The sequence below is a fragment of the Pseudomonas sp. GD03875 genome (genome assembly GCF_029840585.1).
Lineage (GTDB): Bacteria > Pseudomonadota > Gammaproteobacteria > Pseudomonadales > Pseudomonadaceae > Aquipseudomonas > Aquipseudomonas paralcaligenes.
This window is the reverse complement of the sequence record NZ_JAOCCV010000006.1, coordinates 72374-97430: the sequence shown is the minus strand read 5'-3', so window position 1 is coordinate 97430 and position 25057 is coordinate 72374. Positions and strand designations below refer to the sequence as shown.

Genomic DNA, 25057 nt, shown 5'->3' with positions numbered 1-25057 from the left:
CAGTGCACTTGCGCAATACCCGGCGGCCAGGGCCGCCGGGGCGCTCCGTCAGCTGGTGGCGTTCTTCACCGACGGCAGCTTGGAGACCAGGCGCAGCGATACGGTCAGGCCTTCCAGCTGGTAGTGCGGGCGCAGGAAGAACTTGGAGGTGTAGTAGCCGGGGTTGTCCGCCACTTCCTCGACCTGCACCTCGGCCGCTGCCAGGGGCTTGCGCGCCTTGGTTTCCTGGGAGGAGTTCGAGGGGTCGCCGTCGACGTAGTTCATGATCCAGTCGTTGAGCCAGCGCTGCATGTCCTCGCGCTCGCGGAACGAGCCGATCTTGTCGCGGACGATGCACTTCAGGTAGTGGGCGAACCGGCAGCAGGCGAACAGGTAGGGCAGGCGCGCCGCCAGGTTGGCGTTGGCGGTGGCGTCCGGGTCGTAGTACTCGGTCGGCTTCTGCAGCGACTGGGCGCCGATGAAGGCGGCCATGTCGGAGTTCTTGCGGTGGATCAGCGGCATGAAGCCGTTCTTGGCAAGCTCCGCTTCGCGACGGTCGGAAATGGCGATCTCCGTCGGGCATTTCATGTCGACGCCGCCATCGTCCGAGGGGAAGGTGTGGGTCGGCAGGTCGTCGACGGCGCCGCCGGATTCGACGCCGCGGATCGAGGTGCACCAGCCGTAGTATTTGAACGAACGGTTGATGTTCACGGCCATGGCGTAGGCCGAGTTGGCCCAGCAGTAGCCGCTGTGATCCGAGCCGTCGGTATCTTCCTCGAAGTCGAATTCATCTACCGGGTTGGTGCGCACGCCATAGGGCAGGCGGGCGAGGAACCTCGGCATGGCCAGGCCGATATAGCGCGAGTCTTCCGAGGCCCGCATGCTGCGCCAGCCGGTGTATTCGGTGTTCTCGAAGATCTTGGTCAGGTCGCGCGGATTGGCGAGCTCCTGCCAGGATTCCATCTGCATGACCGAGGGCGCCGCGCCGGCGATGAAGGGGCAGTGCGAGGCCGCGGCGATCTTGGACATCTCGTTGAGCAGCTCCACGTCCGGCGGGGAGTGGTCGAAGAAGTAGTCGCCGACGATGCAGCCGTACGGCGTGCCGCCGAACTGGTCGTATTCCTGCTCGTAGACCTTCTTGAAGATCGGGCTCTGGTCCCAGCCGATGCCCTTGTGGCGGCGCAGGGTGCGGTGCAGCTCCTTCTTGGAGATGGGCAGCACGCGGATCTTCAGCATCTCGTCGACTTCGGTGTTGTTCACCAGATGGTGCAGGCCGCGCCAGGCGCTCTCGATCTGCTGGAAGTCGGGCTGGTGGATGATCGCGTTGATCTGCTCCGACAGCTTGTGGTCGATCTCCGCGATGATCGCCTCGATAGCCTTGTAGGCGTCGTTGCTCAGGGTCGTGGAGTTGACCAGGGCCTGCTCGGCGAGGGTGCGGACGGCGTTCTGCACCGCCTCCCGCGCCTCGTCGGTCTTGGGCTTGAATTCCTTCTGCAGCAGCGCGGAGAAGTCGTCTCCGTGCAGCGCTTCCAGTTGCTGCTGGTTGCTGGCTTGAATGGCCGTCATGTCGGGTCTCCCTTGATCAGGCTTCGCTGCTTTCTGGTTCGATGGCTTCGGCGCGTGGTGCCGTGGCCAGGGTCTTCAGCAGCGCCGGGTTCTGCAGCACCTTGCCGATCAGCTCTTCGGCCCCGGTCTTGCCGTCCATGTAGGTCAGCAGGTTGTTCAGCTGGGTACGCGCGTCGAGCAGCTGGGAGAGGGCGTCGACTTTCCTGGCGACGGCGCCCGGGGAGAAGTCGTCCATGCTCTCGAAGGTGATGTCGATGGCGATGTTGCCTTCGCCGGTCAGGGTGTTCGGCACGGCGAACGCCACCCGGGGCTGCAACGACTTCATGCGCTCATCGAAGTTGTCGATGTCGATTTCCAGGAACTTGCGGTCAGCGATGGCCGGCAGGGCCTCCTTCGGCTTGCCCGCCAAGTCGGCCATGACGCCCATGACGAAGGGCAGCTGGATCTTCTTCTCCGAGCCGTACAGCTCGACGTCGTATTCGATCTGCACGCGTGGAGCGCGGTTGCGTGCAATGAACTTCTGGCTGCTCTTTCGGTTAACCGTCTCGTGGCGTGGATTGCTCATTGGTTTCTCTCCATGAAACTTCTAGGTTCAGGGGGTGGGGGAGTCAGTCCTGTCTGCTCAGGCCGGCGATCAGCTCTGCCTGTTGCAGGCCGGCCGGCGCCAGGTCGCGCAGGATGGCGAGGAAGTCCTGGCCGATCATGTTGCGCGCCCGACGGATGAGCAGCGGGGCGGGGTTGGCCGGCTCGTTCCTTTCCAGGAATTCGCAGACCGCGTCCAGCATGGCGATGGCATCGCTGCGGCTGGTCGCCCCGGCGGGGCCGAGACGGGGAGCGGCAGGTGCGTCGGTCGTCGCCGGCTCGGAGGATTCGTCGATGGCCTGTTCGGCTGTGCTGGCCGAGGGCGCGAGCAGCTCGGTGAGGCCGAGGATGCTGGAGAAATCCGGTGCATGTTCGGTGCCCAGTGCTGGCGAGAGCAGGCCGCGCAGCTCCTGGACCCGCTCGCGGATGCAGGGCAGTGCCAGCAGGTCCTGGTTGCCGGATTCCAGTTCGTCGCGCAGGAAGCGTGGCAGCTGATCGCGCTGCAGGGGTTCGCCCGAGACGTCTTCCCGGGACAGGGCGATGCGTTCGAGGGTGCCCAGTGTCAATTTGCCCAACTGGCGGCTGCCGATCTCGGCGCAGCGCAGGTCGCTGGGCAGCCCACCGGCGGCCGCGAGGCCGGCCAGCGCATTGCCCCGGGGCAGCAGGTCTTCCTCGCCGTCTTCGTGCAGTGCCGGGTGGCCGTCCTGCCAGTAGCGCCGGGTCATCTCGATGACCAGCGCCAGTCCCTCCGCGGTGCCGCGCGGGCCATGCAGGCGGGTGAGGGCGCGGGTGATGGCGACGGCGAGGCGGAAGTCCTTGCTGCGCGACAGTTGCGATCTGGCCGCCTGCAGGACCGTCGACCAGTCGGGCTCCTGGGCGGGAATCAGGGTATCGCCGTACTGCTGTTCCGGCGTGCCCTGCATTTCCCGTTCGAGTTCGAGGAATTCGTTGTCGTAGTCGAGTGGCCTGCCGCCCGGTTGGTCGGTCGCGACTGGTGCCAGCAGCGCATCTATGTCGAGGTTCATGCGAAAGCCCGGCTATCAGGGGTGGGACGGCTTGACCGGTCGTTCACTGGCCTGCTGGAACGCCGGTCCCCACTGGGGGTGGCCGTCCTCGGCGCTGTCCAGCCTGAACGAAGGATCGATCTGCAGGGCGCGCTCGAAGGCGTACCGGCATTGCGCGTTGCGCTCGGTGACGCAGTAGCTGAAGGCCAGGTATTTGAGGGCCTGGAGCTGGGTGCCGGTGCTGGCTTCCCAGATCTCCGGGGCGAGGAACTTGTTCTCGGCCATGAAGTAGTTGCCGCCCTGGTACAGACGGATGCCTTCCATGAGGCTCTGCTTGCCCCGCTCCTCACGCTGCTGGGCCGCGATTTCCTCCGCGGTCGGCGGGGGCGGCGGCAGAGGCTTTTCCTTGGCGCATCCGGCCAGGGTGGAGGCGAGGACGGCCATCAGGAGCGAGGCGGTGGTGATGCGGGTCATCTTCATGCGTTACGACTCTTGGGGAAGCGGGTTCACTGAAAGCTGTGCTGCAGCGTCACGCGACGGTTGGCGGGCACGTCAAGCTTGCGACTCTGGCTGGGGAAGCTGGGGTTGCGGATCTCGATGGTGCGCGCGCCGGCCGGCAGCTGGATCTCTTGCAGGGGCGGGCTGACGCCGCGCTTGACGCCGTCTACCCAGATCTCGCCCCAGGGCTGGATGCGCAGGGCCAGGGTGCCCTTGCCGCCTTTCTCCGGGGCGGCCGGCTTGGTAGCGGCGGCAGGCGCTGCGGCGGCCGGAGAGGCGGGTTTCTGCGTGGCTTTGGCGCTGGTCTGGACGCCCTGGTTGAGGGTGATGGTGGCGTTCTTCTCGACCACGACCTTGTGCACCAGAGCCGGCTGGTTCGGGCGGCGCAGCTCGATGCGGTATTCGCCGACGGGCAGATCGAGCTTCTTCAGCGGCGGGCTGGCCCCGTGGTTCTTGCCGTCGACCCAGACCTCGCCCCAGGGCTGCACGTTGATCTGCACGGTGCCGGTGTCGACGACCGCCTCCTGCTGCTGGCGCGAACGGGTGGGTGCCGGAGGCGGAGTCGCTTCGCTGGCGCGCGCGGTGGCGGCGGGGCGGGGCTCCACCGCGACCTGCGGTGCCGGTGCCGGCTCGGGCATCGGCTGCGGTATCGGTTCCACGACCTGTACGGGTACTGGCTCCGGCGCGACCGCGTGCACGGGCGGCAGCGGTTCACTGACGGACGCAGGCGTCTCGATGAAGGCGGGTTCGCTCGCGGCCGGTGTCCCCTCAACGGGCTGTACGGCGGGTGGCGTCACGATCTCGGACTTGGCCACGGGTTCGGGGACGGTTGTCGTTGTCGCCTGGGCCAGGGCCGTTTGCGTGTCCGTGTCGTCGCGGCCGCTCCAGAGTCCCCAGCCGACCGCGCCGGCGACGAGCAGGCAGGCTGCTGCCGAGAGACCGATCAGCGGAGCCCGCGACTTGGCGGCGGGCGCGGCACGAGCGGGTGACGGTGCGGGAGCCGCGTGCGTGACGGAGGGCACGGCGACTTTCCCCGCGTTGCGCTTCGAGTCGCCGTTGAGCAGTTCTTCCATCTCCGGGAAGCTGGTTTCCTCGGCCTCCTGCTTGGCGGTGGCGGAGGGCAGCTGGAACGGGTCCGGTAGCTGCGGCGCGGCCTGCCCGCCGACGGCCTGGGCCATCAGGTCGGCCATCTGCTCGCTGGAGAGGATGATGGTCTTCGCGTCGTCCGCCGCGACGGCCGGCCGGGCGCGTGGTGTCGTCGGCGGAGTGGGCAGCGGGCGCGCCTGCACGGTCCCGTCGATGCCCAGCAGTTCGCGCAGTTGGGCGATGGCCTGCGGGCGGTCGCCCGGCTGCAGTGCCAGGCAGTGGTCGATGGTGCGGAGAAATGCCTCGGAGAAGCCGGGGAAGTCGCGGCCCGACAGCGGCTCCAGGTTGTCCTTCATCAGGCGCGAGACCGAGGCGGACGGTGCCATGCCGGTCACCGCCAGGTGCAGGACCGCGCCCAGGGCGTAGATGTCCGTCCACGGCCCCTGGGGCGTGGAGAGGTCTTCGGCGTATTGTTCGATGGGCGCGTAGCCGGGTTTGACGATGACCGTCGGCGCCTGGTTGGCATCGCCGAGCACACGCCGCGCGGAGCCCAGGTCGAGCAGCACCGGCGTGCCGTCGTTCTGGATGATGATGTTGTCCGGCGCCACGTCGCGGTGAAAGATGTCGTGGGCGTGGAGCATTTCCAGCACATCGAGCATGGGCGCGACGATGCCGCGCAGCCATTGTTCGTCGCACTGCCCGCCGTTGTCCCGCAGGATCTGCCGCAGCGTCTGCCCGCTGTAGCGGGGCATGGCCATGTAGGCGGTGCCGTTGTCTTCCCAGAAGCGCAGCACTTCGACCAGGGCCGGGTGCTTGAACCTGGCCAGCAGTCGCGCCTCGTCGATGAAGCTGTGCATGCCGGTATCGAACGCGGAGCGGTGGCGCTCCGAACGCACCTCGATCCTGGCCTTGTCGCTGCGGCTGGCGAAGGCCGCCGGCATGTATTCCTTGATGGCGACGTCGCGGTGCAGGCGGTTGTCCCGCGCGGCGTAGACGATGCTGAAACCGCCCTCGCCGAGAGTCGAGGTGAGGGTGAATTCGTAGAGCTGGGTGCCCGAGGGAAGTGCGCCGGCCGGGCGGGAATCGTCCTGGCGGACCCGAGAGGGATTCTGGGAGGTGTAGTTGCTTGCGGTGGCGTCCATGCCGAATTGCTTCTCGTCGGGTGCTGAGGAAAAACTGCCGCGGACTTTAATTCAAATGTGTTGCTCGGTTTGCGCGTAGGTTCTCGTTTTAGGTCGTTTTAACCGGAACGGATAGAGGTTATCGTCTGCGCCGCGAACAACGGTGTTCCATCCGATGCATTCGGAATGACATGGATGGCACACGGAAAACACATCGCTCGGACGCTTCCATAAAGGGACGTCCGCCCGGCGTTTTTTGTCGCGGTGATGCTTTGCTACAAGGAGGTAGGCATGCCTGGATCAGGGATCGAACTGGTCGTTCTTTCGTACGATGGAAAGCCACTGGCATCCGAATTGAGCGGATGCGTGACGGGGGCCGGCGAGCTGACGGTCGGGCGCAGCCCGGACAATCATCTGGTCCTGCAGGACCCGGAGCGTCTCGTCTCCCGCTTCCAGGCGAAGCTGGCGCCGGCCGGCGCCGACGCGGTGCGTGTGGCCAATGTCAGCTCCAGCAGCGCCATCCTGATCGACGGCGTCAGCATCGGTCCCGGCGAGTCCGCGCTCATGCGCAGCAGCGGGCGCGCGGTGTTCGGCCGCTACGTGCTGGGCCTGCGCGGCGTGGCCGAAGTGGCTGCCGTCGCTCCCGCCGCCGAGCCCGTCGCCAGGGCGACCATTCCCGCCGATTTCGACGTGTTCGCCGTGCCCCAGCGGCCGGACGAGCGCAGCCATGCCCCCGAAGAACTGTCCCTGGCCGATTTCGTCGCCGCCGATGCGCCGTCGATGATCGCGGAGCTGCCTCTGCGCGGCGAGATCACCATCGACGATCCGCTGGCCAGCCCGAAACAGCAGGCGCCGATGCTCGACACCTCGCGCAACGTCGACCCGCTGGCGCTGCTCGGCGGGCAGGTCGGCGACATGGCCCTGGTCGAAGGCAGCCTGGCGCTCGACCACGGCCTGGAAGTCGATGCGCTGTTCCATACGCCGTCCGTGGTCATCCCCGTTGCCGAACAACAGCCCGTGCCCAGCCCGGCTGCCCCGCCACTCGTCATCGAGCCCGTCGCCAGTGAGCCGCCGAAGCCCGAGCCCGTGATCGAGCAGCCGGCACCGGTCGAGCCCGAGAAAAGCACACCCGTGCAACTCGTGAAACCGCGCCCCGTCGAGCGCCCAGCCGAGCCTGCTGCCGAAGCGGGCGACGATGATCTGCGCGCCGCCTTCGCCAGGGGGTGTGGCGTTGCTCCCTCGTCGCTGCCTGCGGTCTCCACCGAGTTCATGGAAAACCTGGGCCGGCTCTTTTCCGAGATGACGGCCGGCACGGTGCGCCTCATCCACGCCCGCTCCGCCGCCAAGCACGAGATGCGCGCGGGCGTCACCATCATCGCCACCCAGGGCAACAACCCGCTGAAGTTCTCTCCCGACGGGCAGTCCGCGATCGTCCATCTGCTGGGCACCCGCTTCCCCGGTTTCATGGCGCCGCAGCGGGCGATCGAGGATGCCTTCGACGACCTGGCTGCCCACCAGGTGGCGCTGCTGGCCGGCTCCCGCAGCGCCATGTACGAACTGGTGGGGCGTTTCAGTCCCGAGCGTATCGAGCGCCGCTGCAGCGAGCCTTCCGCGCTGGAGTCGATGCTGCCGGCGTTGCGCCGCTCGCGGCTCTGGTCGTTGTACGCCGCCGACTTCGCCGAGATCGCCGGCGCTGCCCGCGAGGAGCTGGAAACCCTGCTGGAGAACGCCTTCGCCCGCGCTTACGAGCAGGAGATCGAACAGATCTACGCGGGGAGGGAACAATGACCGTCTACGTGGCCGCCGGCGGTCCTCGCGTGGAGTTCGCCACCCTGTCCCGGCTGGGGCGCAGGGAGCAGAACGAGGATGCCTGCGGCTACTGGACCTCCGCCAACGGAGCCTGCTTCGTGGTGTGCGATGGCGCGGGTGGTCATGGTGGCGGCGAGGTGGCGTCGGAAACGGCGGTGCGCACCATGCTCAGCGCCTATTCCTCGGCGCCCTCGCTGACGCGGGACAGCATCGAGCGGCTGGTGGCCCAGGCCGACTCCGCCATCCGTTACGGACAGGGCCTGTCTAGCCCGCTGCGGCGCATGAGCGCCACGGTCACTTCGCTGTTTCTCGACGAGGCCGCGCGTCAGGCCCAGTGGGTCCATGTCGGCGACACCCGGCTGTACCTGTTTCGGCGCCGGGGCTGCCGGCAGCTGACCAAGGACCACAGTGTCGTACAGAGCTTCGTCGACGCCGGCGTGCTGCAGGAGGACATGGTCCGCGGGCACGCCGAGCGCAACCTGCTGTTCGCCGCGCTGGGCGTGGGCGACGAGCTGCCGGCCCAGGCGCTCGACACACCGTTCGAGGTGGAGGAGGGGGACGCCTTCCTGATCTGCACCGACGGCTTCTGGGAAGCGGTGCGCGAATACGAGATGAGCGAGGCCCTGCTTCACGCCAACGCGGCGGAGGAGTGGCTGGTGCGGATGGAGAAGCTGATCGTCGATCAGGGCTCGCCGGACCAGGACAACTACAGCGCGCTGGCGGTGTGGATCGGCAACCCCAACGAGATCACCGTGCGCTGGGAAGCGCATGTCCCGGCCATGAGCGAGTCCTGAAACAAGTCACTGCTGTCTGCCAATGGATGTCGAATGAAAGTATCCGTCGTATCGCCCATCGAACCGCGCCGGCCGGGCGCTCGCCGCGTGAAGCCCGCGCGCATGGGCGCCGCCTGCGTGGCGCTCGCCGCCCTGAGCCTGGCCGGTTGCTCCTCCACGCCCAAGCCGCCCGAGCCGGTGTCCATCCGCGTCGAGCTTTCCGCGTCCGAGACGCTCAACCCGGACATCAACGGGCGGCCTTCGCCGGTCGCCGTGCGCCTGTTCCGGCTGCGCGACGCGGCGACCTTCTCCTCGACCGACTACTTCACGCTCGCCGAGCGTGACGAGGCCGTACTGGCCGGCGACCTGCTGCACCGCGAGGCGTTCATGATCAGCCCGGGCGAGTCGTCGGTCCGTGATTACCAGGTCGAGCTGGACGGCCGCGCGCTGGCGGTCCTGGTGGGGTATCGCGACCTGGAAGCGAGCGTCTGGCGCCAGGTCGCGGCGATCCCGGAGCCGAAGGCGCCCTGGTTCGAGCTGCCCGAATTCCTGCGCTGGTCGCGCAAGTCGCTGGACTACGCGATTCGTCTGGAGGCCAGTGAGGTGAAGTTGTCGGCGCCCGCCGCGCAGTAGCGGTGGCCGTCAGGGAATCTGGTCCAGGAGGGGACATGAGCAAGGGTTATCAACGGGTGGTGTGGTCGGAGGGGATGTTCCTCCGCCCGCAGCACTTCCAGCAGCAAGAGCGTTATCTGGAGTTTTTCTCGCACAGCCGGAACCTGGCGGGAGAGCCCTATTTCTGGGGGGCGAGGGTCCTCAAGTTCGACCTGGCGGCGCTCGCCCTGGGCAAGCTGGCCATCGTCGAGGCGGAAGGCCTGCTGCCGGATGGCACGCCCTTCTCGTTCCCCTTGCAATGCGAATGCCCGGAGCCGCTGGACTTCACCGAGGGTGTGGTTGAGCAGATGGTCTACCTGGCGCTGCCGCTGCGTCGGCCCGGCACCGAGGAAGTCCTGTTCGAGGAGCGGCCCCGCTCGCTGGCCCGCTACACCGTCCACGATGCGTTGGTCGGCGACGTCAACTCGGTGGCGGGCGAGCCGGCCGAGTTGCAGCTGGCCGAGCCGCGCCTGCGCCTGATGCTGGAGCGGGACATGACCGATGCCTGGCTGGGCGTCGGCGTGGCCCGCGTCGTCGAGTGCCGCAGCGACAGGCAACTGGTGTTGGACAACCACTACCTGCCGCCCGTGGTGACCTGCCATGCCAGCCACGGCCTGGTGTCGATGCTCAACGAGGCCCACGGGCTGGTCAACCAGCGGGCCGACGTGCTCGCCGAGCGTCTGTCCCAGCCGGGGCGTGGCGGCGTTTCCGAAGTGGGCGAGTTCCTCCTCCTGCAACTGCTCAACCGGGCCCAGCCGCTGCTGGCCCACATGCTCGCGGCGCCGGGCGTGCATCCCGAGCGTTTCTACGTCGCCCTGGCGCAACTGGCGGGTGAGCTGGCGACCTTCTCCGAGCGGGACCGGCGCGCCCCGGAGTGGCCGAAGTACAGCCACGACGACCTCCAGCGTTGCATGCCGCCGCTGATGGTGGCGCTGCGCAACGCGTTGTCCTCGGTGCTGGAACAGAATGCCGTGCAGATCGAGCTGATCGACCGCAACTACGGCGTCCGCGTGGGCCAGGTGGCCGACGGCGAGCTGCTGCGCAACGCCCAGTTCGTGCTGGCGGTGCATTCCAGCATCGCGCCCGAGACCCTGCGCGCGCGCTTCCCCAGCCAGGTGAAGATCGGCCCGGTGGATCGCATCCGCGATCTGGTGAACCTGCACCTGCCCGGCATCGCGCTGCGCTCGCTGCCGATCGCGCCGCGGCAGATCCCGTACCACGCCGGCTACCACTACTTCGAGATGGACACCGTCGGCGACCTGTGGACGCAGCTGCAGGCGTCCGGCGCGCTGGCCCTGCACATCGCCGGCGACTTCCCCGACATCGAGCTCGAATGCTGGGCGATTCGTCGCTGAGCCCGCTCCCAATCAGAAGCGCATGACTCATGGTTAATCTGAACGCACTCAACCCCTCGTCCGGAGAAGATCGCACCTTCGTGATGCCGAATCCGGGCGGCGAGGCGCCCGCCATGGGTGCCATGAACGCAGCGGCGCCCCTGGCGGACCTGCCCGACATCCACTCGGGCAGCAACCCGCTGGTGGCGGCGGCCAACCCGTTGCTCAACCTGATCTACCAGATCCGCACCCTGGTGCATAACTCCGATCCGGAGCGTCTGCGCGACCACCTCGCCCAGGAAGTGCGCAACTTCGAGACCCGCGCGCGCCACGAAGGCATCTCCCACGAAACCCTGATCGCCGCCCGCTACTGCCTGTGCACGGTGCTTGACGAGACCGCGGCGCAGACGCCCTGGGGCGGCTCCGGAGTGTGGTCGCGGCACAGCCTGCTGGTGACCTTCCACAACGAGACCTGGGGCGGCGAGAAGTTCTTCCAGCTGCTCAGCAAGCTGGCCCAGTCGCCGCGCCAGCACTGCGACCTGCTGGAGCTGATGTACTACTGCATCTCCCTTGGCTTCGAGGGGCGCTACCGCATCGTCAACAACGGCCAGAGCCAGCTGGAAAGCCTGCGCCGGCGTTTGGCGGAGATCATCCGCGAGGTGCGCGGCGATCGGCTCAAGGCGCTCTCGCCGCACTGGGAGGGCATCACCCGCGAGCTGCCCGCGGTCTGGCGCGTGCTGCCGGTGTGGGTGTCGGCGCTGACCGCGCTGCTGATCGGCTTCGGCGTCTACATGTTGCTCGCCTTCCACCTGGCCGACCGCTCCGACAGCGCCTTCATCGCCATCGGCGCGCTGAAGCTGCCCGACATGCCGGTGGTGACGCGCAGCAGCGAGCCGCCGATCCGCTTCTCGCGCTTCCTCGAACCGGAGATCCGCGCCGGCCTGGTCTCGGTGCGCGAGGCGCCGGAGCAGAGCACGGTCTCCATCCTCGGCGACGGCCTGTTCGACTCCGGCAGCCCGAACATCCGCCCGCGCTTCCACGCCATCCTGCGTCGCATCGGCGAGGAGATCGACCAGGTCAACGGCAAGGTGACCGTGGTCGGCCACAGCGACAACGTGCCGATCCGCACCCTGCGCTTCCCGTCCAACTGGCACCTGTCCATGGAAAGGGCCGGCAACGTCTCGGCCATGCTCGAGGAGCACATCCGCGAGCCCGGGCGCGTTTCCGCCCAGGGGCGCGGCTCGGCCGAACCGGTCGCGCCGAACGACACGCCGGCCAACCGTGCGCTCAACCGCCGCGTCGACATCACGGTTTTCGCCTCCGCCGCCGACCTGCAGAAAGAGATCCGATAAATGCGCTGGCTGTTCTCCCTGCTGTTCAACCGCTACGTCTTCATCGCGCTCGGCCTGCTCGCGCTGGTGCTGGTCATCTGGTTCCTGGGGCCGCTGTTCGCCTTCGCCGACTGGCGCCCACTGGAGCCGGTGCCGGCCCGCCTGTGGACGATCGGTATCGTCCTGGGGCTGCTCGCCCTGCGCCTGCTGGTGCTGTTCTGGCGCCGGCAGCACGTCAACGCCAGGCTGCTAAATGCCATCGCCAATGCCCGCGCGGGGGCGACGCCCGAGCAGCCGACCGACGCCGCCCTGGAAGAGCTGCGCGGCAACTTCGAGCAGGCCCTGGAGAAGCTCAAGCAGGTCCGCTTCCAGGACCGCGAGCAGGGCTGGTTCGCCCGGTTGCGGCAGAAGTACGTCTACCAGATTCCCTGGTACGTGTTCATCGGCGCGCCCGGTTCCGGCAAGACCACCGCGCTGATCAACAGCGGCCTGCGCTTCCCCCTGGCCGAGGAGTTCGGCCGCGAGAGCGTCAAGGGCGTGGGCGGTACGCGCAACTGCGACTGGTGGTTCTCCGACGAGACCGTCCTGCTGGACACCGCCGGCCGCTACACCACCCATGAAAGCGATGCCGCCGCGGACAAGGCGGAGTGGGAAGGCTTCCTCGGCCTGCTGAAGAAATTCCGCCCGCGCCAGCCGCTCAACGGCGCGCTGCTGACCGTTTCGGTCTCCGACCTACTCGGCGCCAGCGAGGCGGAGCGGGGCAAGCACGCCGCCCGCCTGCGCGCGCGCCTGAACGAACTGCACGACGCCCTCGGCATCTCCTTCCCGGTCTATGTGCTGGTCACCAAGGCCGACCTGCTGGGCGGCTTCAACGAATACTTCGCCACGCTGAGCAAGGAGGAGCGGGCTCAGGTCTGGGGCGTGACGTTGCCCTACAGCGCCGATGGAGGCCTGCAGGGCGAGGCGCTCGGCCAGGCCCTGCAGGGCGAGCTGGAGCTGCTGGCCCACCGCCTGTTCGACGAGATGCCCGAACTGATGCTCGCCGAGCACGACACCGCGCGCCGCGCCTGCGCCTACGCCCTGCCGCAGCACTTCCACGCCCTGATCCCGGTGCTGCGGCAACTGCTGCAGGACGTGTTCGCCGAGAGCCGTTTCGCCCGGCAGGCGATGATGCGGGGCCTGTACTTCACCAGCGGCACCCAGGAAGGCACGCCGTTCGACCGCGTGCTCGGCGGGCTGGGCCGCAGCCTGGGCTTCGACGCCCGGGTCGCCCTGCGCTCCTCGCCGGCCGGGACGGGCAGGAGCTACTTCCTGCAGGACGTGCTGCGCAAGGTGATCTTCCCCGAGGCCCACCTGGCCGGACGCAACCAGCGCGCCGAGCGGCGCGAGCGCCTGCTCGGCATCGCCGGCCACGGCGCCGTCGCCCTGCTGCTGGTCCTGGCGCTGGGCGCCTGGGCGCTGAGCTTCGGCAACAACAGCCGCTATATCGACCTGGTGGACGGCCGCACCGAGCGCATGGCCGGCCAGTTGCAGACCCTGGCCGCCTCCGAGGGCGAGAGCCTGCTGGAACTGGTGCCGGTGCTCACCGAGCTGAACGGCCTGGCCGCCGGCCCCGACTTCCCCGCCTCGGAGCCGCCGATCGGCTACACCTACGGCCTCTACCAGGGCGGCAAGCTCGATGCGTCGGCCCAGCGCACCTACCAGGCCGCGCTGGAGCGGGCCCTGCTGCCGCGCATCGTTCGGCGCCTCGAGTTCCTGCTGCAGACCACGCCGGAAGACAACCTCGAACTCACCTACGAGGTGCTCAAGTCCTACCTGATGCTCAACGATCCGTCGCACTACGATGGTGAGGCGCTGGAGGCCTTCGTGCGCATGGAGTGGGAGCGCAGCCTGCCGATCTCGGTGTCGCAGCAGCAGCGCGAACAGCTGTTCGGTCACCTGCACAACCTGTTGGCGGAGAAATCCGTCGCCTCGCCCTATCCGCAGGACGATGAACTGGTGCGGCAGAAGCGCGAGCAACTGGCGACCTTCTCCCTCGCCCATCGTGCCTACAGCCGCCTCAAGCTGCGCCTGATGGATGGCAGCCGCGTCGACTTCACCGTGGCGGAAGCGGGCGGGCCGCAGTCCGCTCTGGTCTTCACCCGGGCCAGCGGCAAGCCGCTGACCCAGGGCATCCCGGCGCTGTTCACCCACGACGGTTACCACAAGGTGTTCCTGCCGGAAGCCGGTTCTATCCTGGGCCTGCTCGAGCGCGAGGAGGACTGGGTATTGGGTCGCCCGCAACGGCCGCTGACGGACCAGGCGACGCGCCTGGTGGACGGCGCCACCCTGCGCGACATCAAACGCCTTTACCTGCACGAGTACGTGCGCCTGTGGGACGAATACCTGGCCGATGTGCGCCTGATCGAGACGCCGTCCATGTCCCAGGGCATGGAAGTGGCCCGCATCCTGTCGGCCCCCGACTCGCCGCTGGCCCAGTTCCTGCGCGCGGTGGCGCGGGAGACCACCTTGCTCAAGGTCGATCCCAAGACCGATTCCCAGTATTCGGTGGTCGGGGAGGCCGGCAAGCGCGTCAAGACCGCGGCCGCCGATCTGGAGCGGGTGTTCGGTCCGTCCGGCCTCACCCGGCCGGCCGCGAACGCGGAACAGCTGGAGAGAATCGTCGACGACAGGTTCGAGCCGATCCGCCGGCTCGTCACCAACGATGGCGGGAACGCGCCGATACAGGCCGTGCTGCGCCTGTTCAACGAGATGTACATGAACCTCTCCAGCGCCGACTCGGCCCTGCGCAGTGGTGCATCGCCTGCGCTGGCCAGCACACCGCAACTGACGGAGCTGAATCGTATCCGCGCCGAGGCGGCCTACCTGCCGGCGCCGCTGCGCACCATGCTGGAGGCGTTGGCCGACGCCGGCACGGCCCAGGCGGGCGGCAGCATGCGGGTCATGCTGGGGGGCAAGTTGGACAGTTCGCTGGGGGCCTTCTGTCGCCAGGCCATCAATGGTCGTTATCCGTTCCGGCGCTCGTCGGAGAAGGACGTCACCCTGGCCGATTTCTCCCGCCTGTTCGCCTACGGCGGCATGTTCGACAGCTTCTTCCAGGACAACCTCGCGCCGCTGGCCGACATGTCCGGCAGGACCTGGCTGCTGCGTCAGCCGGGTGGTGTCGAGGTGCCGCTGACCTCCTTCCAGCGGGCGGCGCGGATTCGCGACGTGTTCTTCCCCTATGGGGCCCGCTCGCCGGAAATGTCCTTCTCGATCCGGGTACTGGAAATGGATGCGTCGATCAGCCAGCTGAGCCTGGATTTCGACGGTCAGGTCTTCCAGTACGCCCATGGCCCGCAAGTGCCCCAGCAGGTGAAGTGGCCGGGGCCGCGCGGCACTCAGCAGGTGCGACTGGAGCTGGTGAACAGCGGCGCGCCCAGCGGCTACCTGGTGAAAAACGGTCCCTGGGCCGCCATGCGCTTGTTCGACGAGGGCGAGAACCGGGCCGTGTCCGGGCCCGAGCGCTTCGTCAGTACCCTGATGGTCCAGGGCCGCAAGGTCGTGCTGGAAGTCACTGCCGGAAGCGTGCAGAACCCGTTCCGCCTGGCCGAGCTCGCCAGCTTCTCCTGCCCGGGACAGATCTGATGGAGGACTTCCCGATACCGGTGGCGGAGCGGCCGGCGCCGAAATACGGCTTCTTCGGTAAACTGCCATCGGTCGGCGACTTCGTCTCGCGAGGCCTCGACAGGGCGCGCATAGAGGTCGTCGACGGCTGGTTCCAGCGAGGCCTCGGTGCCTTGCAGCAGGGCGAGGCCGACTGGCTGAGCGCGTACCTGGTCGCGCCCGTCTGGTGCTTCGCGGTGCCGGCCGGCCTGTGGGGCGAACAAGCCTGCTGCGGCGCGCTCATGGCCAGCGTCGACCGGGTGGGACGCTACTTTCCCCTGATGGTGCTCGCCGACCTGGACGACGACCTGGCGAAAGACCATCCCCGGCTCTGCGCGCACCTGCGGGCGCTGAGCCAGTTCCTGCCATCGGCACTCAGGGACCTGCCGTCCCCGGACGCCTTCGCCGAGCAGCTCAACGAGCTGGCCTGGAGGTCACCCGACATCCCGCCCTCGAGACCGACCGTGCTCGAACGCTTCCAGCCGCAGGGCAACGGTTCCGCCTGGTGGGCAGTGCTGCGCCACGACCGCCCCTTCCTGCAGATCAGTCATCGGGGACAGCCGGATGTGGAGCTGTTCGGGCAGCTGTTTGCCGCTCGGGTAGAGCAGGCGTAAGGAAGGTTTCACGCCACCGGAAGAGCGTAATCAGGGAAAGGCGAGCACCTCGCCGATAGCCACCAAGGAGACTCAGCATGACCTGTTACCGCCGGCCAGGACCGCTTGGGGTGGGGGACGACCAGCCTACCTGTGCTCCGCCCATAGCGCCTCATCCCTCTGTGAATCGTGTGCCTGCCCAGAGCAGGCCGGTGAGTGCGCCGTCTTACAAAGAACCCTCTTTTCTGGATGCTTTAGGGGATTCAGATTTCTGGAGGGGGTATGGCCAAAGCCTCATGGAGGTGGGCAAGAATGCCGGGTACATGCTTCTGGGGGAGGCCAGCGTCTACTCGGGGTGGATGCTGAGCAAGCTACCCGGTGGAGCCATTGCGGGCCGATACCTGATGGTGGATGGAGCATCCACCTACCTGGGAGCCATGTGCAATGTCAGCAGGACATTCCATGGCCCGGCCGTACAGTGCGTGGCGGATGACTTCGTGGGCGAGGCCTATCGTTCGGCCGCGGAGTTTTATACCGGCGATAAATCCTATGGCGACATCGCGCGTGCCTCTGTGAGTATTGCTGCGGTTGTGCGCGCCAATACGATTCCTGTGGTTCTTGAAAAGTACAAAGGCTCAGCATTTCATCAGTGGGAGACTGTGAGGGCCTATAAAACCAGCAATAGTGCGTTGATTTTCTCTGACGGGGCTTCCGTTACCGACGGCGTATACTCGATGATGCCTGACAAGAAAAATAAGGAGTGATTTTTATGCTCTTTAATTTCTTGTGGGGGCTGATAGGTTTATTGAGCATCTTGAGTGTGGCTATTCTGATTTATAAGTTTCATCGACAGAATAGAGTGGTTTCCGTATGTGCTCTTGTTGCGGGGGTTCTGTTTTTTTCTTTTATGGCCAGAGCCAGTGAAGGGTTTATGGTTTGGATATGGTGGCTGTACTTTGGACTACTAGGCGCTTTTTGGTTTTGGATTGAATCTCAAGATGATAAATGGTGGTGATGTGGCAGATTGACGATTTTTTATTCTTCTTTCTTGAGCTCTGGGTGGTTTTTTGAGTGTCCAGTGTAAAAATGGTCTTTGGAGGAGTTGATGCAAGTCGTGATGGGGCTGATACTGATAATTTTAGGAGTCCCTTTTGTTGTTTTTAATTGCTATGCTTTCTACGGAATTTTTGTAAGAAAAGAAAATATATCGTGGATTCCGATTGTTGGAGGAGGGACCTCTGCGCTTGGGCTGTATCTTCTTCAAAATCCATTTTGGTGGTTATTTCTTTTCTTTGATTTTGGTTGTGTTCTTGGGTTCTCTCACAGCTTTCTGTTTTACAGGTGGGTTAATCCATGGGTAAAAAGAATGCATGACAGGAATGATCTTTGAGTGGTTAGAGGTTGGCCGTCGCGAAGTTGGCAGGGGAAGGTATTGATAAATATATCGGGGTTATTGGAGTGTAGGGGCTCGTTATTATATTGATTGTGTAGGTTGAGTTGGTGGTCGCTGAAGGATAGTGAGCTCAACTCGATTGGAGATATTCGTTTTATTATGAGCTGGCCGCGCATAGTATCTTCGGCTTTAAAGCAGGGGCTGTTTCGCTTGGGTGGCAAGGTGGAGTTGCTTGTTTTTCGATATTGATGCGCTGGATGCTCTAATGATAGTCGCTTTGTGCGTATTTCTGTTTGTGATTGGTATATGGTTGGTGTTCTTGAATTGGCGCTGCTTTTATGTGGGGTTTATTAAGAAAGAGAGTTCGCCGTCATGGATTCCTTTGCTTGGTGGGGTATGCCTTTTTTTAGGATTTTTCTTTTTTTCAAATAATCCGAAAAGTAACTATGCATGGCTGGCTTTTTTGCTTGATTGGGGGTGTCTTCCTGGGTTTGTGTATTTCATTTATTATTATAATGCTCACATTAAGCAGTAGCTGTAAGGTTGAGATGAGGCTGGTGTGAGGTTGGTTTGCTCCAGGGGTGAATTTTTTAAGATCTTGTTTGTTCTAATTTTTTTGCTGCTTGGAGCGGCATTTATCACAAGGTTTTTTTACACCTATCCTGATTTTTTTCCAAAGCTATTGAGTGATATTTGTAATGTTATTATTGATTATTTCGGCCCGAGCTCAATAGAGGGGAGTTCAAATATAGAGACTCTCTATGTGTTTCTTTTGTCTTTGTTTTTTGAGTGTGCGTTTTTTGCCGGTTTTAAATGTGTGTCGGGCTGGTTCCGGTCTCAGAGCTAGTGTCTATGGCGGCATGTTTTATACAGGCTTTAACTTGTGACTGCATGGTGGCTTGCTTGAGCCCTGTAGGGCGCTCGACGAATAGGGCTCGGGCATGAGCGCTAATCGGCTGGGCAGCTTTTGCGCTGCATTCATCTAGAGGTGCGGCGAGGTCGACTGCAGAAGTGGCTACATTCTTGGGTGTTTCATGGCTTCATCGGCAGGGAAGGACGGGAGCCTGAGCAACCGAAGATTTAACTGAAATACGCCACGGCCCTCGACGGTCCAATAGTCAGGCGAGGCTTGCTGTTTCCCATCGCAGGATGGTCTTTTTGCTTCCACGAATCGGGCTGCCCAATCAGGTTGAGTCTTCGATCCTTCGCACAGTTTCGTGAGCAACTGTTTCGCAAAGCTTTGCCCGGACCGGAGCGCCCAGTAGCATCGACGGACTGGAACAGGAGCGAAGAATGCGGACGAAACTCGAAGCGGTGCTGCATGAGGTGAACCAGGTGCTGCTGGGCAAGGAGCCGCAAGTGCGCCTGGCCCTGACCTGTGTGCTGGCGAGGGGGCACCTTCTGGTCGAGGACCTGCCCGGGATGGGCAAGACCACCCTCAGCCACGCCTTGGCGCGGGTGCTGGGGTTGAGCTTCCAGCGTATCCAGTTCACGTCCGACCTGCTGCCGGGCGACATTCTTGGCACTTCGGTGTTCGACAAGGACAGCGGTCAGTTCGTCTTCCACCCCGGCCCGATCTTCGCCGAACTGGTATTGGCCGACGAGATCAACCGAGCCACGCCGAAGAGCCAGAGCGCGCTGCTGGAGGCGATGGAGGAGGGGCAGGTAACCATCGAGGGCGCCACCCGGCCGCTGCCGGAGCCGTTCTTTGTCATCGCCACGCAGAACCCGGTCAGTTCCGGGGGCACCTTCGCGTTGCCGGAGTCGCAGTTGGACCGTTTCCTCATGCGCCTGTCGCTGGGCTACCCGGCGCGCGCAGCCGAGAAGGCCTTGCTGCTGGGCGAGGCGCGTCGGGAAATCCTGCCCCGGCTGGAGCCGATTCTCGACCATGTGGAGCTGGCGGCCATCCAGGCGCTGATCCCGCAGGTGCGTACCAGCGACGCGCTGATCGATTATGTCTTGCGCCTGGTGGAGGCGACCCGCAGCGAGCCGCAGTTCGCCTGGGGACTTTCGCCGAGGGCCAGCCTGGCGCTGCTGGCGGCAGCCCGGGCCTGGGCCTTCCTCGCCGAGCGGGACTATGTGATCCCCGAGGATGTGCAGGCGGTGCTGCCGTCGGTGGTCGGCCATCGCCTGCGCGAGCGCGCCGACCCGGCCGGGCATGGCGGCGGTGCGCTGGTGCAGTGGCTGCTGCGCGAAGTGTCGGCGGTGTGAGGTCGCCGATGTCGATCAAGGCGCGCTGGCGCCGCTGGGTGATGCGACGCATTCCTGCGGCGGCCCAGGTGCAGCTGAACCAGCGGCGCATTTTCATCATGCCCAATCGGGTCGGTGCTGCGTTCGCGGTGGTGCTGGTGCTGATGCTGCTGGCAGGCATCAACTACGAGAACAGCCTGGCCTACGGCCTGACCTTCCTGCTGACCGCGCTGTTCGTGATCGCGATCCTGCATACCTATCGCAACTTCTCGGGACTGATTCTCAAGGCCGGGGTCAGCGGTGCGGTGTTCGCCGGCGAACAGGCGCGTTTCAAGGTGCGCCTGGAGAGTGACGGTCGCGCCCACCATGCCGTGGGCCTGGGCTGGCCGCCGCAGCCGCTGCAGATCGTGGATGTCCCGCCCCTGGGGCAGAGCGAGTGCGAGCTGAGCCTGCCGGCCCTGCGCCGCGGCTGGCTGCGGCCGGAACGGATGCGGGTGGAAAGCCACTTCCCGCTGGGCATCCTGGTGGCCTGGAGTTGGGTCGATCTGGACCAGACCGTGCTGGTCTATCCACGCCCGCTGGAAGGCGATTTGCCGCTGGCCGTGGATGGTGTTGCCGACGAGAACGACGAAGGTCGGCGAGCCGCAGGGAAGGGCACCGACGACTACCAGGGGCTGCGCAGCTACCAGCCGGGGGATTCCAGGCGCCGACTGCACTGGAAGGCGTTCTCCCGCGGACAGGGGCTGCTGGTCAAGGACTTCGCCGCGCTGGCCGGCCATGATCTGTGGCTGGACTTCCTGACCTTGGGCGGTGATGCCGAGGAGCGGCTTTCCCGGCTGTGCTACTGGGTACTGCAGCTGGATGCGCGCCAGCAACCTTATGGCCTCCGCCTTCCCGGCACCGAACTGGCCCCCGACTTTGGCGAGGCGCATCGCGAGGCCTGCCTTCGTGCGCTGGCGCTCCATGGTGACCGGTCATGAACGCCCCGCAACCGATTCCCCGCATCGCCCTGACCTGGCTGCTGGTCGCCCAGGTGCTGGTGATCTTGCCGCACCTCTTGCACCTGCCGCTGTGGATCATCGGATTCTGGCTGTTCTGTGCCGGCTGGCGGATTCAGGTATTCCGCATGCGCGCGCGCTATCCGTCCGGGCTGGAACGGGCGGGCCTGCTGCTGGCCACGGCCGCCGCAGTCTTCCTTTCCCGGGGCACACTCATCGGTCTGGATGGGGGCGTGCTGCTGCTGGTCTGTGCCTTCATCCTCAAGCTGGTGGAGCTGCGCAGCCGGCGCGATGCGCTGGTGCTGATCTTTTTGGGCTTCTTCGTGGTGGTCACCAGCTATCTCTTCGACGACGGCCTGCTGTCAGCCCTCTACAGCCTGTTGCCGGTGACGGCGCTGCTGGCCGCCCTGATCGGCATGCAGCAGAGCGGCCTGGCCGAGCGACCGGCGGCCACCGTCAGGCTGGCGGCTTCGATGATGCTGCAGGCCGTACCGATGATGGTGCTGCTGTTTCTGTTCTTTCCACGCCTTGGCCCGCTGTGGAGCCTGCCTGATCCGCAGAAGGGCATCACGGGACTTTCCGAAAGCATGAGCCCCGGGGATGTGGCGGAGCTCAGCCGCTCCTCGGAGCTGGCGTTCCGTGTCAGCTTCGAGGGGCCTGCGCCGGACCGGCGAGACCTGTACTGGCGTGCCCTGACGCTGGAGCATTTCGATGGGCGGCGCTGGTCCCAGTCCTGGGGTGCCCAGGAGAAGAGCAAGCCGCTGTGGACGCCCCGAGGCGAGGCGTTGCGCTACGAGATCGTGATGCAGCCGAGTGGTCGATCATGGCTGTTCGTTCTGGACGTGGGGCAGGTCAACGAAGCCAATGTGGCCCAGATGAGCGATTTCCGCCTGCAGGCGCGTCGTCCGGTGACACAGAGCTGGCTATATAGCGCCCAGTCCTGGCCACAGGCGCTGCGCGAGCCGGCCGCCCTGCCGCCCATGGTACGTCGCATCACATTGCAGCTCCCCCCGCAAGGAGATCCACAAACCAGGGAATGGGCCGCCCGGCTCAGGCAGGAACATGCGGACGATCGGTCTCTGGTCGATGCGTTGCTGCGTCATTTCAATCGCGAGCCGTTCAGCTACTCCCTGAAACCGCCGACCATGGGCGCTGACAGCGTCGACGATTTCCTGTTCGTGCAGCGCAAGGGCTTCTGCGCCCACTACGCCGGGGCGATGGTCTTCGTCCTGCGGGCCGCCGGGATACCTGCCCGGGTGGTGGCCGGCTACCAGGGTGGGGAGGCGAACGCATCCGGCAACTACCTTGCGGTGCGTCAACTCGATGCCCATGCCTGGGTGGAATACTGGCAAGAAGGTCGGGGCTGGACCAGCGTCGACCCCACGTTCCAGGTGGCGCCGGAGCGGATCGAGCGGGGCGCGCAGGACGCCTTCGCCGCCGATGAGAGCTTCCTCGAGGATTCGCCTTTCTCGCCGCTGCGCTACCGCGACGTGGGCTGGATCAACGAACTGAGGATGGCCTGGGAGAATCTCAACTACAGCTGGCAGCGCTGGGTGCTGGGTTATCGGGGCGAGCAGCAGCTGGACTTCCTGCAACGCTGGTTCGGTACGCTCGACTGGACGCGCATGGCGCTGGTGATCGTCGGCGGTGGCGGCCTGATGCTCGGTGTGCTTGCTCTGTGGCTGTTCAAGCCCTGGCGGCGCGAGCGTGATCCGCAGCAGCGTTTGCTGCGCCGCTACGAGTCGCTGCTGGCCCGCCATGGCCTGCGCCGCAACCGGGGCGAGGGCGTGAGGGCCTTCGCTGAAAGAGCGATGGCAGTGATGCCGGACCAGGCCCAGGCGATAGCCGACTTCGCTCAGGCCTTCGAGGCCCAGCGCTACGGTGGTCAGACACAGTCGACCGAGCAGTTGCGCGATCTGCTGCGGCGTCTGCGTCGCGAGCTGCCCTGGCGCACACGACGGGAGGAACGGTAATGGCTGGATTCAGGCGCGAGCTTCGCGAGCGCATCGTCGAACTGCAGGTACGCCTGTACGCCTGCAGCGCCAGGCTGCAGATGCAGACCGATGACGAGGCGCTGCACGACCTGCGCATCGCCCTGCGCCGACTGCGCAGCCTGCTGCGTCCGCTACGCAAGGAAACGCTGTGCGAGGCCTTGGAGCGGGCTGCTGCCGCTGTGGGCAGTGCCAGCGGTCCGCTGCGGGACCTGGAAGTGCTGGCGAGCGAACTAGACAGACGCGGCCAGCCGGTGGCCGCCAGGCTCCGGCGTGCCTGGCTGGCCGAAGGCTATGCCCGGTTGCTTGGAGGCGTGCCGATGCAGCGCCTGGGGATTCTGCTCGATGACTGGCCCGAGGATCAGCGTCGAGCCGTGAGCGATGGCGAGTGGCGGGTGCGAGGCCGGGCAGTGGCCAGGTATCTGGAGAAGCAGCGGGAAAAGCTGGCCGCCGCATTGCGCGACCCGGCCCACGACCGCCATCGGCTGAGGTTGCTGATCAAGCGTGTGCGCTATTGCGCCGAGGCCTGGCCGAGTCGCGTTTCGGTCGACAAGGCGGAGCTCAAGGCGCTACGCAAGGCCCAGAGCGCCCTGGGCGAATGGCACGACCACTGGCAGTGGCTGCAGCGTGCGCAGACCGAGCCAGACCTGCAGTCTTGCGCCACTCTCTGGCGCGAGAACCTGGCGCGAGCCGAGCGGGAGGCCGACCAGGCGCTGGCCGCGCTGCTCGAGTACTACCCGCAAGGCCCGTCGCAGAGCTGAATGGCCGCTGATATCGCCGCTGAATTGGCCGGCGGGGCTCTCCCGCCGTGGCGCGCTTTTCTCTAAGCTTCAGTCTGCATACAGGAGATAGCGCATGACCTTCGCTGAACTGATCCACGCGGTGCACACCCATCCGCAGCACGTCGTCGTCCCCGCCCTCTGGGGCCAGGGGCGCGCCACCTTCGGCGGCCTCGTCGCGGCCATGGTCTTCGAAGCCATGCGCCTTAAGGTGCAGCCCGGCCGGCCGGTGCGCTCGCTGTCGATCACCTTCGTCGGCCCGATGCTGATGGGCGAGCCGGTGGCCTTCGAGGTCGAGATCCTGCGCGAGGGCAAGTCGGTCAGCCAGGTGGTCGGGCGGGCGGTGCAGAACGGCGGGGTCGTGGCCATGGCCCAGGGCAGCTTCGGCGCCTCGCGCGAGTCCGCGGCGCGGGTGGAGGCGGAGCCCGCTCCGGCCATGCCGCCAGCGGAGCAGTGCCAGGAGCTGCCCTACGTGAGTGGCGTCACCCCCGAATTCACCCGCTTCCTGGCCATGCGCTGGGGGGAGGGCGGCATGCCGTTCACCGGCAACCGGTCGCGTCACATGGGCGGCTGGGTTCGCCTGCGCAGCGATGTGAGCCACGACCGGGTCACCGAGGCCCACCTGCTGGCGCTGGTCGACGCCTGGCCACCGGCTGTGCTGTCGCACCTGAGCAAGCCGGCGCCCGGCAGTTCGCTGACCTGGACCATCGAGTTCGTCCATCCCATCCCCAGCCTCACCACCCACGACTGGTGCCTGTACCGGGCCGAGATCGAGCATGCCCTCGACGGCTACGGCCACATCGCCGCGCGCCTGTGGACCGCCGACGGCCAGTTGCTGGCACTGAGCCGGCAGACCACCACGGTCTTCGACTAGGCGAGCGCGGGTAGGGCGAAGAAGGCCCGGGCCGTGGCGGTGGTGTGCGCCGCCAGCGCCTCCTGGCTCTCGCCCCGGTGCACGGCCACCTCGCGCAGCACCTCGGTAAGGAAGGCCGGCTCGTTGTGGCCACTCTTCGGTTTCGGCCTGAGGCTGCGCGGTAGCAGATAAGGAGCGTCGCTCTCCAGCATCAGGCGCCCGGCGGGAATGTCGCGCATCAGCGGATGCAGGTGAGTGCCGCGGCGTTCGTCGCAGATCCAGCCGGTGATGCCGATGTGCAGGTCCAGGTCGAGATAGCTGTACAGGGTCGCCCTGTCGCCGGTGAAGCAGTGCACCACGGCGGCTGGCAGCCGGTCGCGGAACTGGCGCAGGATGGCGACCAGGCGCTCGCCGGCCTCGCGTTCGTGGAGGAACACCGGCATGTCCAGTTCGACGGCCAGGGCCAGCTGTTCCTCCAGCGCCTTTTCCTGCTGCGGGCGCGGTGAGAAATCCCGGTTGAAGTCGAGCCCGCACTCGCCCACGGCGCGCACCGGCGCTTCGGCCAGCAGGGCGCGCAGATGCCGTGCGCTGTCGGCATTCAACTGGCTGGCGTCGTGGGGATGGATACCGGCGGTGCTGAACAGTCGGCTGCCACCTTCGTCCAGCTCGCGGCAGAAATTCAGCGCCTGTTCGCTTTCTTCCAGGCTGGTGCCGGTCAGCACCATCTGGCGGACGCCGGCGGCCTCCGCCCTGGCGAGTACCGCGTCACGCTCCCGGGCAAGACTCGGGTGGGTCAGATTGACGCCGATATCGATGAGTTGCATGGTGCTACCTCGCGGACCGGGCTGAGCAGCATAGCAGAGCCTGTCGTCTGACAATAA

The 25057-nt window shown here is 65.8% G+C and carries 22 protein-coding genes; 16 read left to right on the top strand and 6 right to left on the bottom strand.

Annotation, left to right across the window (positions count from 1 at the left end):
• Positions 1 to 48: 48 nt before the first annotated feature.
• Genes tssC through N5D30_RS07095 form a run of 5 tightly spaced genes read right to left on the bottom strand, consistent with a single transcriptional unit; the run spans position 49 to position 5857 of the window.
• Positions 49 to 1545, bottom strand: a complete 1497-nt coding sequence (gene tssC, locus N5D30_RS07115) for a type VI secretion system contractile sheath large subunit (RefSeq protein ID WP_220813230.1) — start codon at positions 1543 to 1545, stop codon at positions 49 to 51.
• Between the two features lie 16 nt (positions 1546 to 1561).
• Complete coding sequence (gene tssB / locus N5D30_RS07110) at positions 1562 to 2110, bottom strand: type VI secretion system contractile sheath small subunit (RefSeq protein WP_220813229.1); 549 nt, start codon at positions 2108 to 2110, stop codon at positions 1562 to 1564.
• Between the two features lie 43 nt (positions 2111 to 2153).
• Positions 2154 to 3152, bottom strand: a complete 999-nt coding sequence (tssA, locus tag N5D30_RS07105; protein WP_279908339.1) for a type VI secretion system protein TssA — start codon at positions 3150 to 3152, stop codon at positions 2154 to 2156.
• A 15-nt stretch (positions 3153 to 3167) separates the two neighbouring features.
• Positions 3168 to 3611: a TssQ family T6SS-associated lipoprotein gene (locus N5D30_RS07100; protein WP_220813227.1), complete on the bottom strand. Its 444-nt coding sequence runs from the start codon at positions 3609 to 3611 to the stop codon at positions 3168 to 3170.
• Between the two features lie 26 nt (positions 3612 to 3637).
• Positions 3638 to 5857 carry a serine/threonine-protein kinase gene (locus N5D30_RS07095; RefSeq protein ID WP_279908338.1) on the bottom strand — a complete coding sequence of 740 codons (2220 nt, stop codon included), beginning with the start codon at positions 5855 to 5857 and terminating at the stop codon, positions 3638 to 3640.
• A 246-nt stretch (positions 5858 to 6103) separates the two neighbouring features.
• On the opposite strand from N5D30_RS07095, the gene tagH reads away from it, so the two are divergent.
• The 16 genes from tagH (at position 6104) to N5D30_RS07015 (ending at position 24197) form a co-directional block, all read left to right on the top strand.
• Positions 6104 to 7624 carry a type VI secretion system-associated FHA domain protein TagH gene (gene tagH, locus N5D30_RS07090; protein ID WP_347881184.1) on the top strand — a complete coding sequence of 507 codons (1521 nt, stop codon included), beginning with the start codon at positions 6104 to 6106 and terminating at the stop codon, positions 7622 to 7624.
• A complete protein-coding gene (locus N5D30_RS07085; RefSeq protein WP_220813224.1) occupies positions 7621 to 8439 on the top strand; it encodes a PP2C family serine/threonine-protein phosphatase in 819 nt (272 codons plus the stop codon). The genes tagH and N5D30_RS07085 overlap by 4 nt, the downstream gene beginning before the upstream one ends.
• Positions 8440 to 8472: 33 nt before the next feature.
• Positions 8473 to 9051 carry a type VI secretion system lipoprotein TssJ gene (tssJ, locus tag N5D30_RS07080; RefSeq protein ID WP_279908335.1) on the top strand — a complete coding sequence of 193 codons (579 nt, stop codon included), beginning with the start codon at positions 8473 to 8475 and terminating at the stop codon, positions 9049 to 9051.
• 35 nt (positions 9052 to 9086) lie between these two features.
• Positions 9087 to 10424 carry a type VI secretion system baseplate subunit TssK gene (tssK, locus tag N5D30_RS07075; RefSeq protein ID WP_279908334.1) on the top strand — a complete coding sequence of 446 codons (1338 nt, stop codon included), beginning with the start codon at positions 9087 to 9089 and terminating at the stop codon, positions 10422 to 10424.
• 29 nt (positions 10425 to 10453) lie between these two features.
• Entirely contained in the window at positions 10454 to 11755 is a 1302-nt protein-coding gene (locus N5D30_RS07070; protein WP_192319221.1) for a DotU family type VI secretion system protein, read from the top strand.
• Entirely contained in the window at positions 11756 to 15361 is a 3606-nt protein-coding gene (gene tssM, locus N5D30_RS07065; RefSeq protein WP_279908333.1) for a type VI secretion system membrane subunit TssM, read from the top strand. It begins immediately after the preceding gene.
• The gene (gene tagF / locus N5D30_RS07060) at positions 15361 to 15993 is read left to right on the top strand and encodes a type VI secretion system-associated protein TagF (RefSeq protein WP_279908332.1); all 633 of its coding nucleotides are present in this window, start codon (positions 15361 to 15363) and stop codon (positions 15991 to 15993) included. Before tssM ends, tagF begins: the two co-directional genes overlap by 1 nt.
• A gap of 191 nt (positions 15994 to 16184) precedes the next feature.
• A complete protein-coding gene (locus N5D30_RS07055) occupies positions 16185 to 16736 on the top strand; it encodes a hypothetical protein (protein ID WP_279908331.1) in 552 nt (183 codons plus the stop codon).
• Positions 16737 to 16741: 5 nt separating this feature from the next.
• The gene (locus tag N5D30_RS07050; protein WP_279908330.1) at positions 16742 to 16987 is read left to right on the top strand and encodes a hypothetical protein; all 246 of its coding nucleotides are present in this window, start codon (positions 16742 to 16744) and stop codon (positions 16985 to 16987) included.
• 90 nt (positions 16988 to 17077) lie between these two features.
• Positions 17078 to 17362 (top strand): hypothetical protein, encoded by a 285-nt coding sequence (locus N5D30_RS07045; protein WP_279908329.1) that lies wholly within the window; start codon positions 17078 to 17080, stop codon positions 17360 to 17362.
• Between the two features lie 235 nt (positions 17363 to 17597).
• On the top strand, positions 17598 to 17900 hold the full coding sequence (locus N5D30_RS07040) for a hypothetical protein (protein WP_279908328.1): 303 nt from the start codon (positions 17598 to 17600) through the stop codon (positions 17898 to 17900).
• A 758-nt stretch (positions 17901 to 18658) separates the two neighbouring features.
• Positions 18659 to 19576 carry an AAA family ATPase gene (locus tag N5D30_RS07035; RefSeq protein ID WP_279908327.1) on the top strand — a complete coding sequence of 306 codons (918 nt, stop codon included), beginning with the start codon at positions 18659 to 18661 and terminating at the stop codon, positions 19574 to 19576.
• An 8-nt stretch (positions 19577 to 19584) separates the two neighbouring features.
• Positions 19585 to 20535: a DUF58 domain-containing protein gene (locus N5D30_RS07030; protein WP_279908326.1), complete on the top strand. Its 951-nt coding sequence runs from the start codon at positions 19585 to 19587 to the stop codon at positions 20533 to 20535.
• Entirely contained in the window at positions 20532 to 22526 is a 1995-nt protein-coding gene (locus tag N5D30_RS07025; RefSeq protein WP_279908325.1) for a DUF3488 and transglutaminase-like domain-containing protein, read from the top strand. Before N5D30_RS07030 ends, N5D30_RS07025 begins: the two co-directional genes overlap by 4 nt.
• Positions 22526 to 23305: a CHAD domain-containing protein gene (locus N5D30_RS07020; RefSeq protein WP_279908324.1), complete on the top strand. Its 780-nt coding sequence runs from the start codon at positions 22526 to 22528 to the stop codon at positions 23303 to 23305. The genes N5D30_RS07025 and N5D30_RS07020 overlap by 1 nt, the downstream gene beginning before the upstream one ends.
• 94 nt (positions 23306 to 23399) lie before the next feature.
• Entirely contained in the window at positions 23400 to 24197 is a 798-nt protein-coding gene (locus N5D30_RS07015; protein ID WP_220813210.1) for a thioesterase family protein, read from the top strand.
• Here the strand turns inward: N5D30_RS07015 and N5D30_RS07010 are convergent.
• On the bottom strand, positions 24194 to 25000 hold the full coding sequence (locus N5D30_RS07010; protein ID WP_279908323.1) for a TatD family hydrolase: 807 nt from the start codon (positions 24998 to 25000) through the stop codon (positions 24194 to 24196). The two genes, N5D30_RS07015 and N5D30_RS07010, sit on opposite strands and share 4 nt — an antisense overlap.
• Positions 25001 to 25057 lie beyond the last annotated feature (57 nt).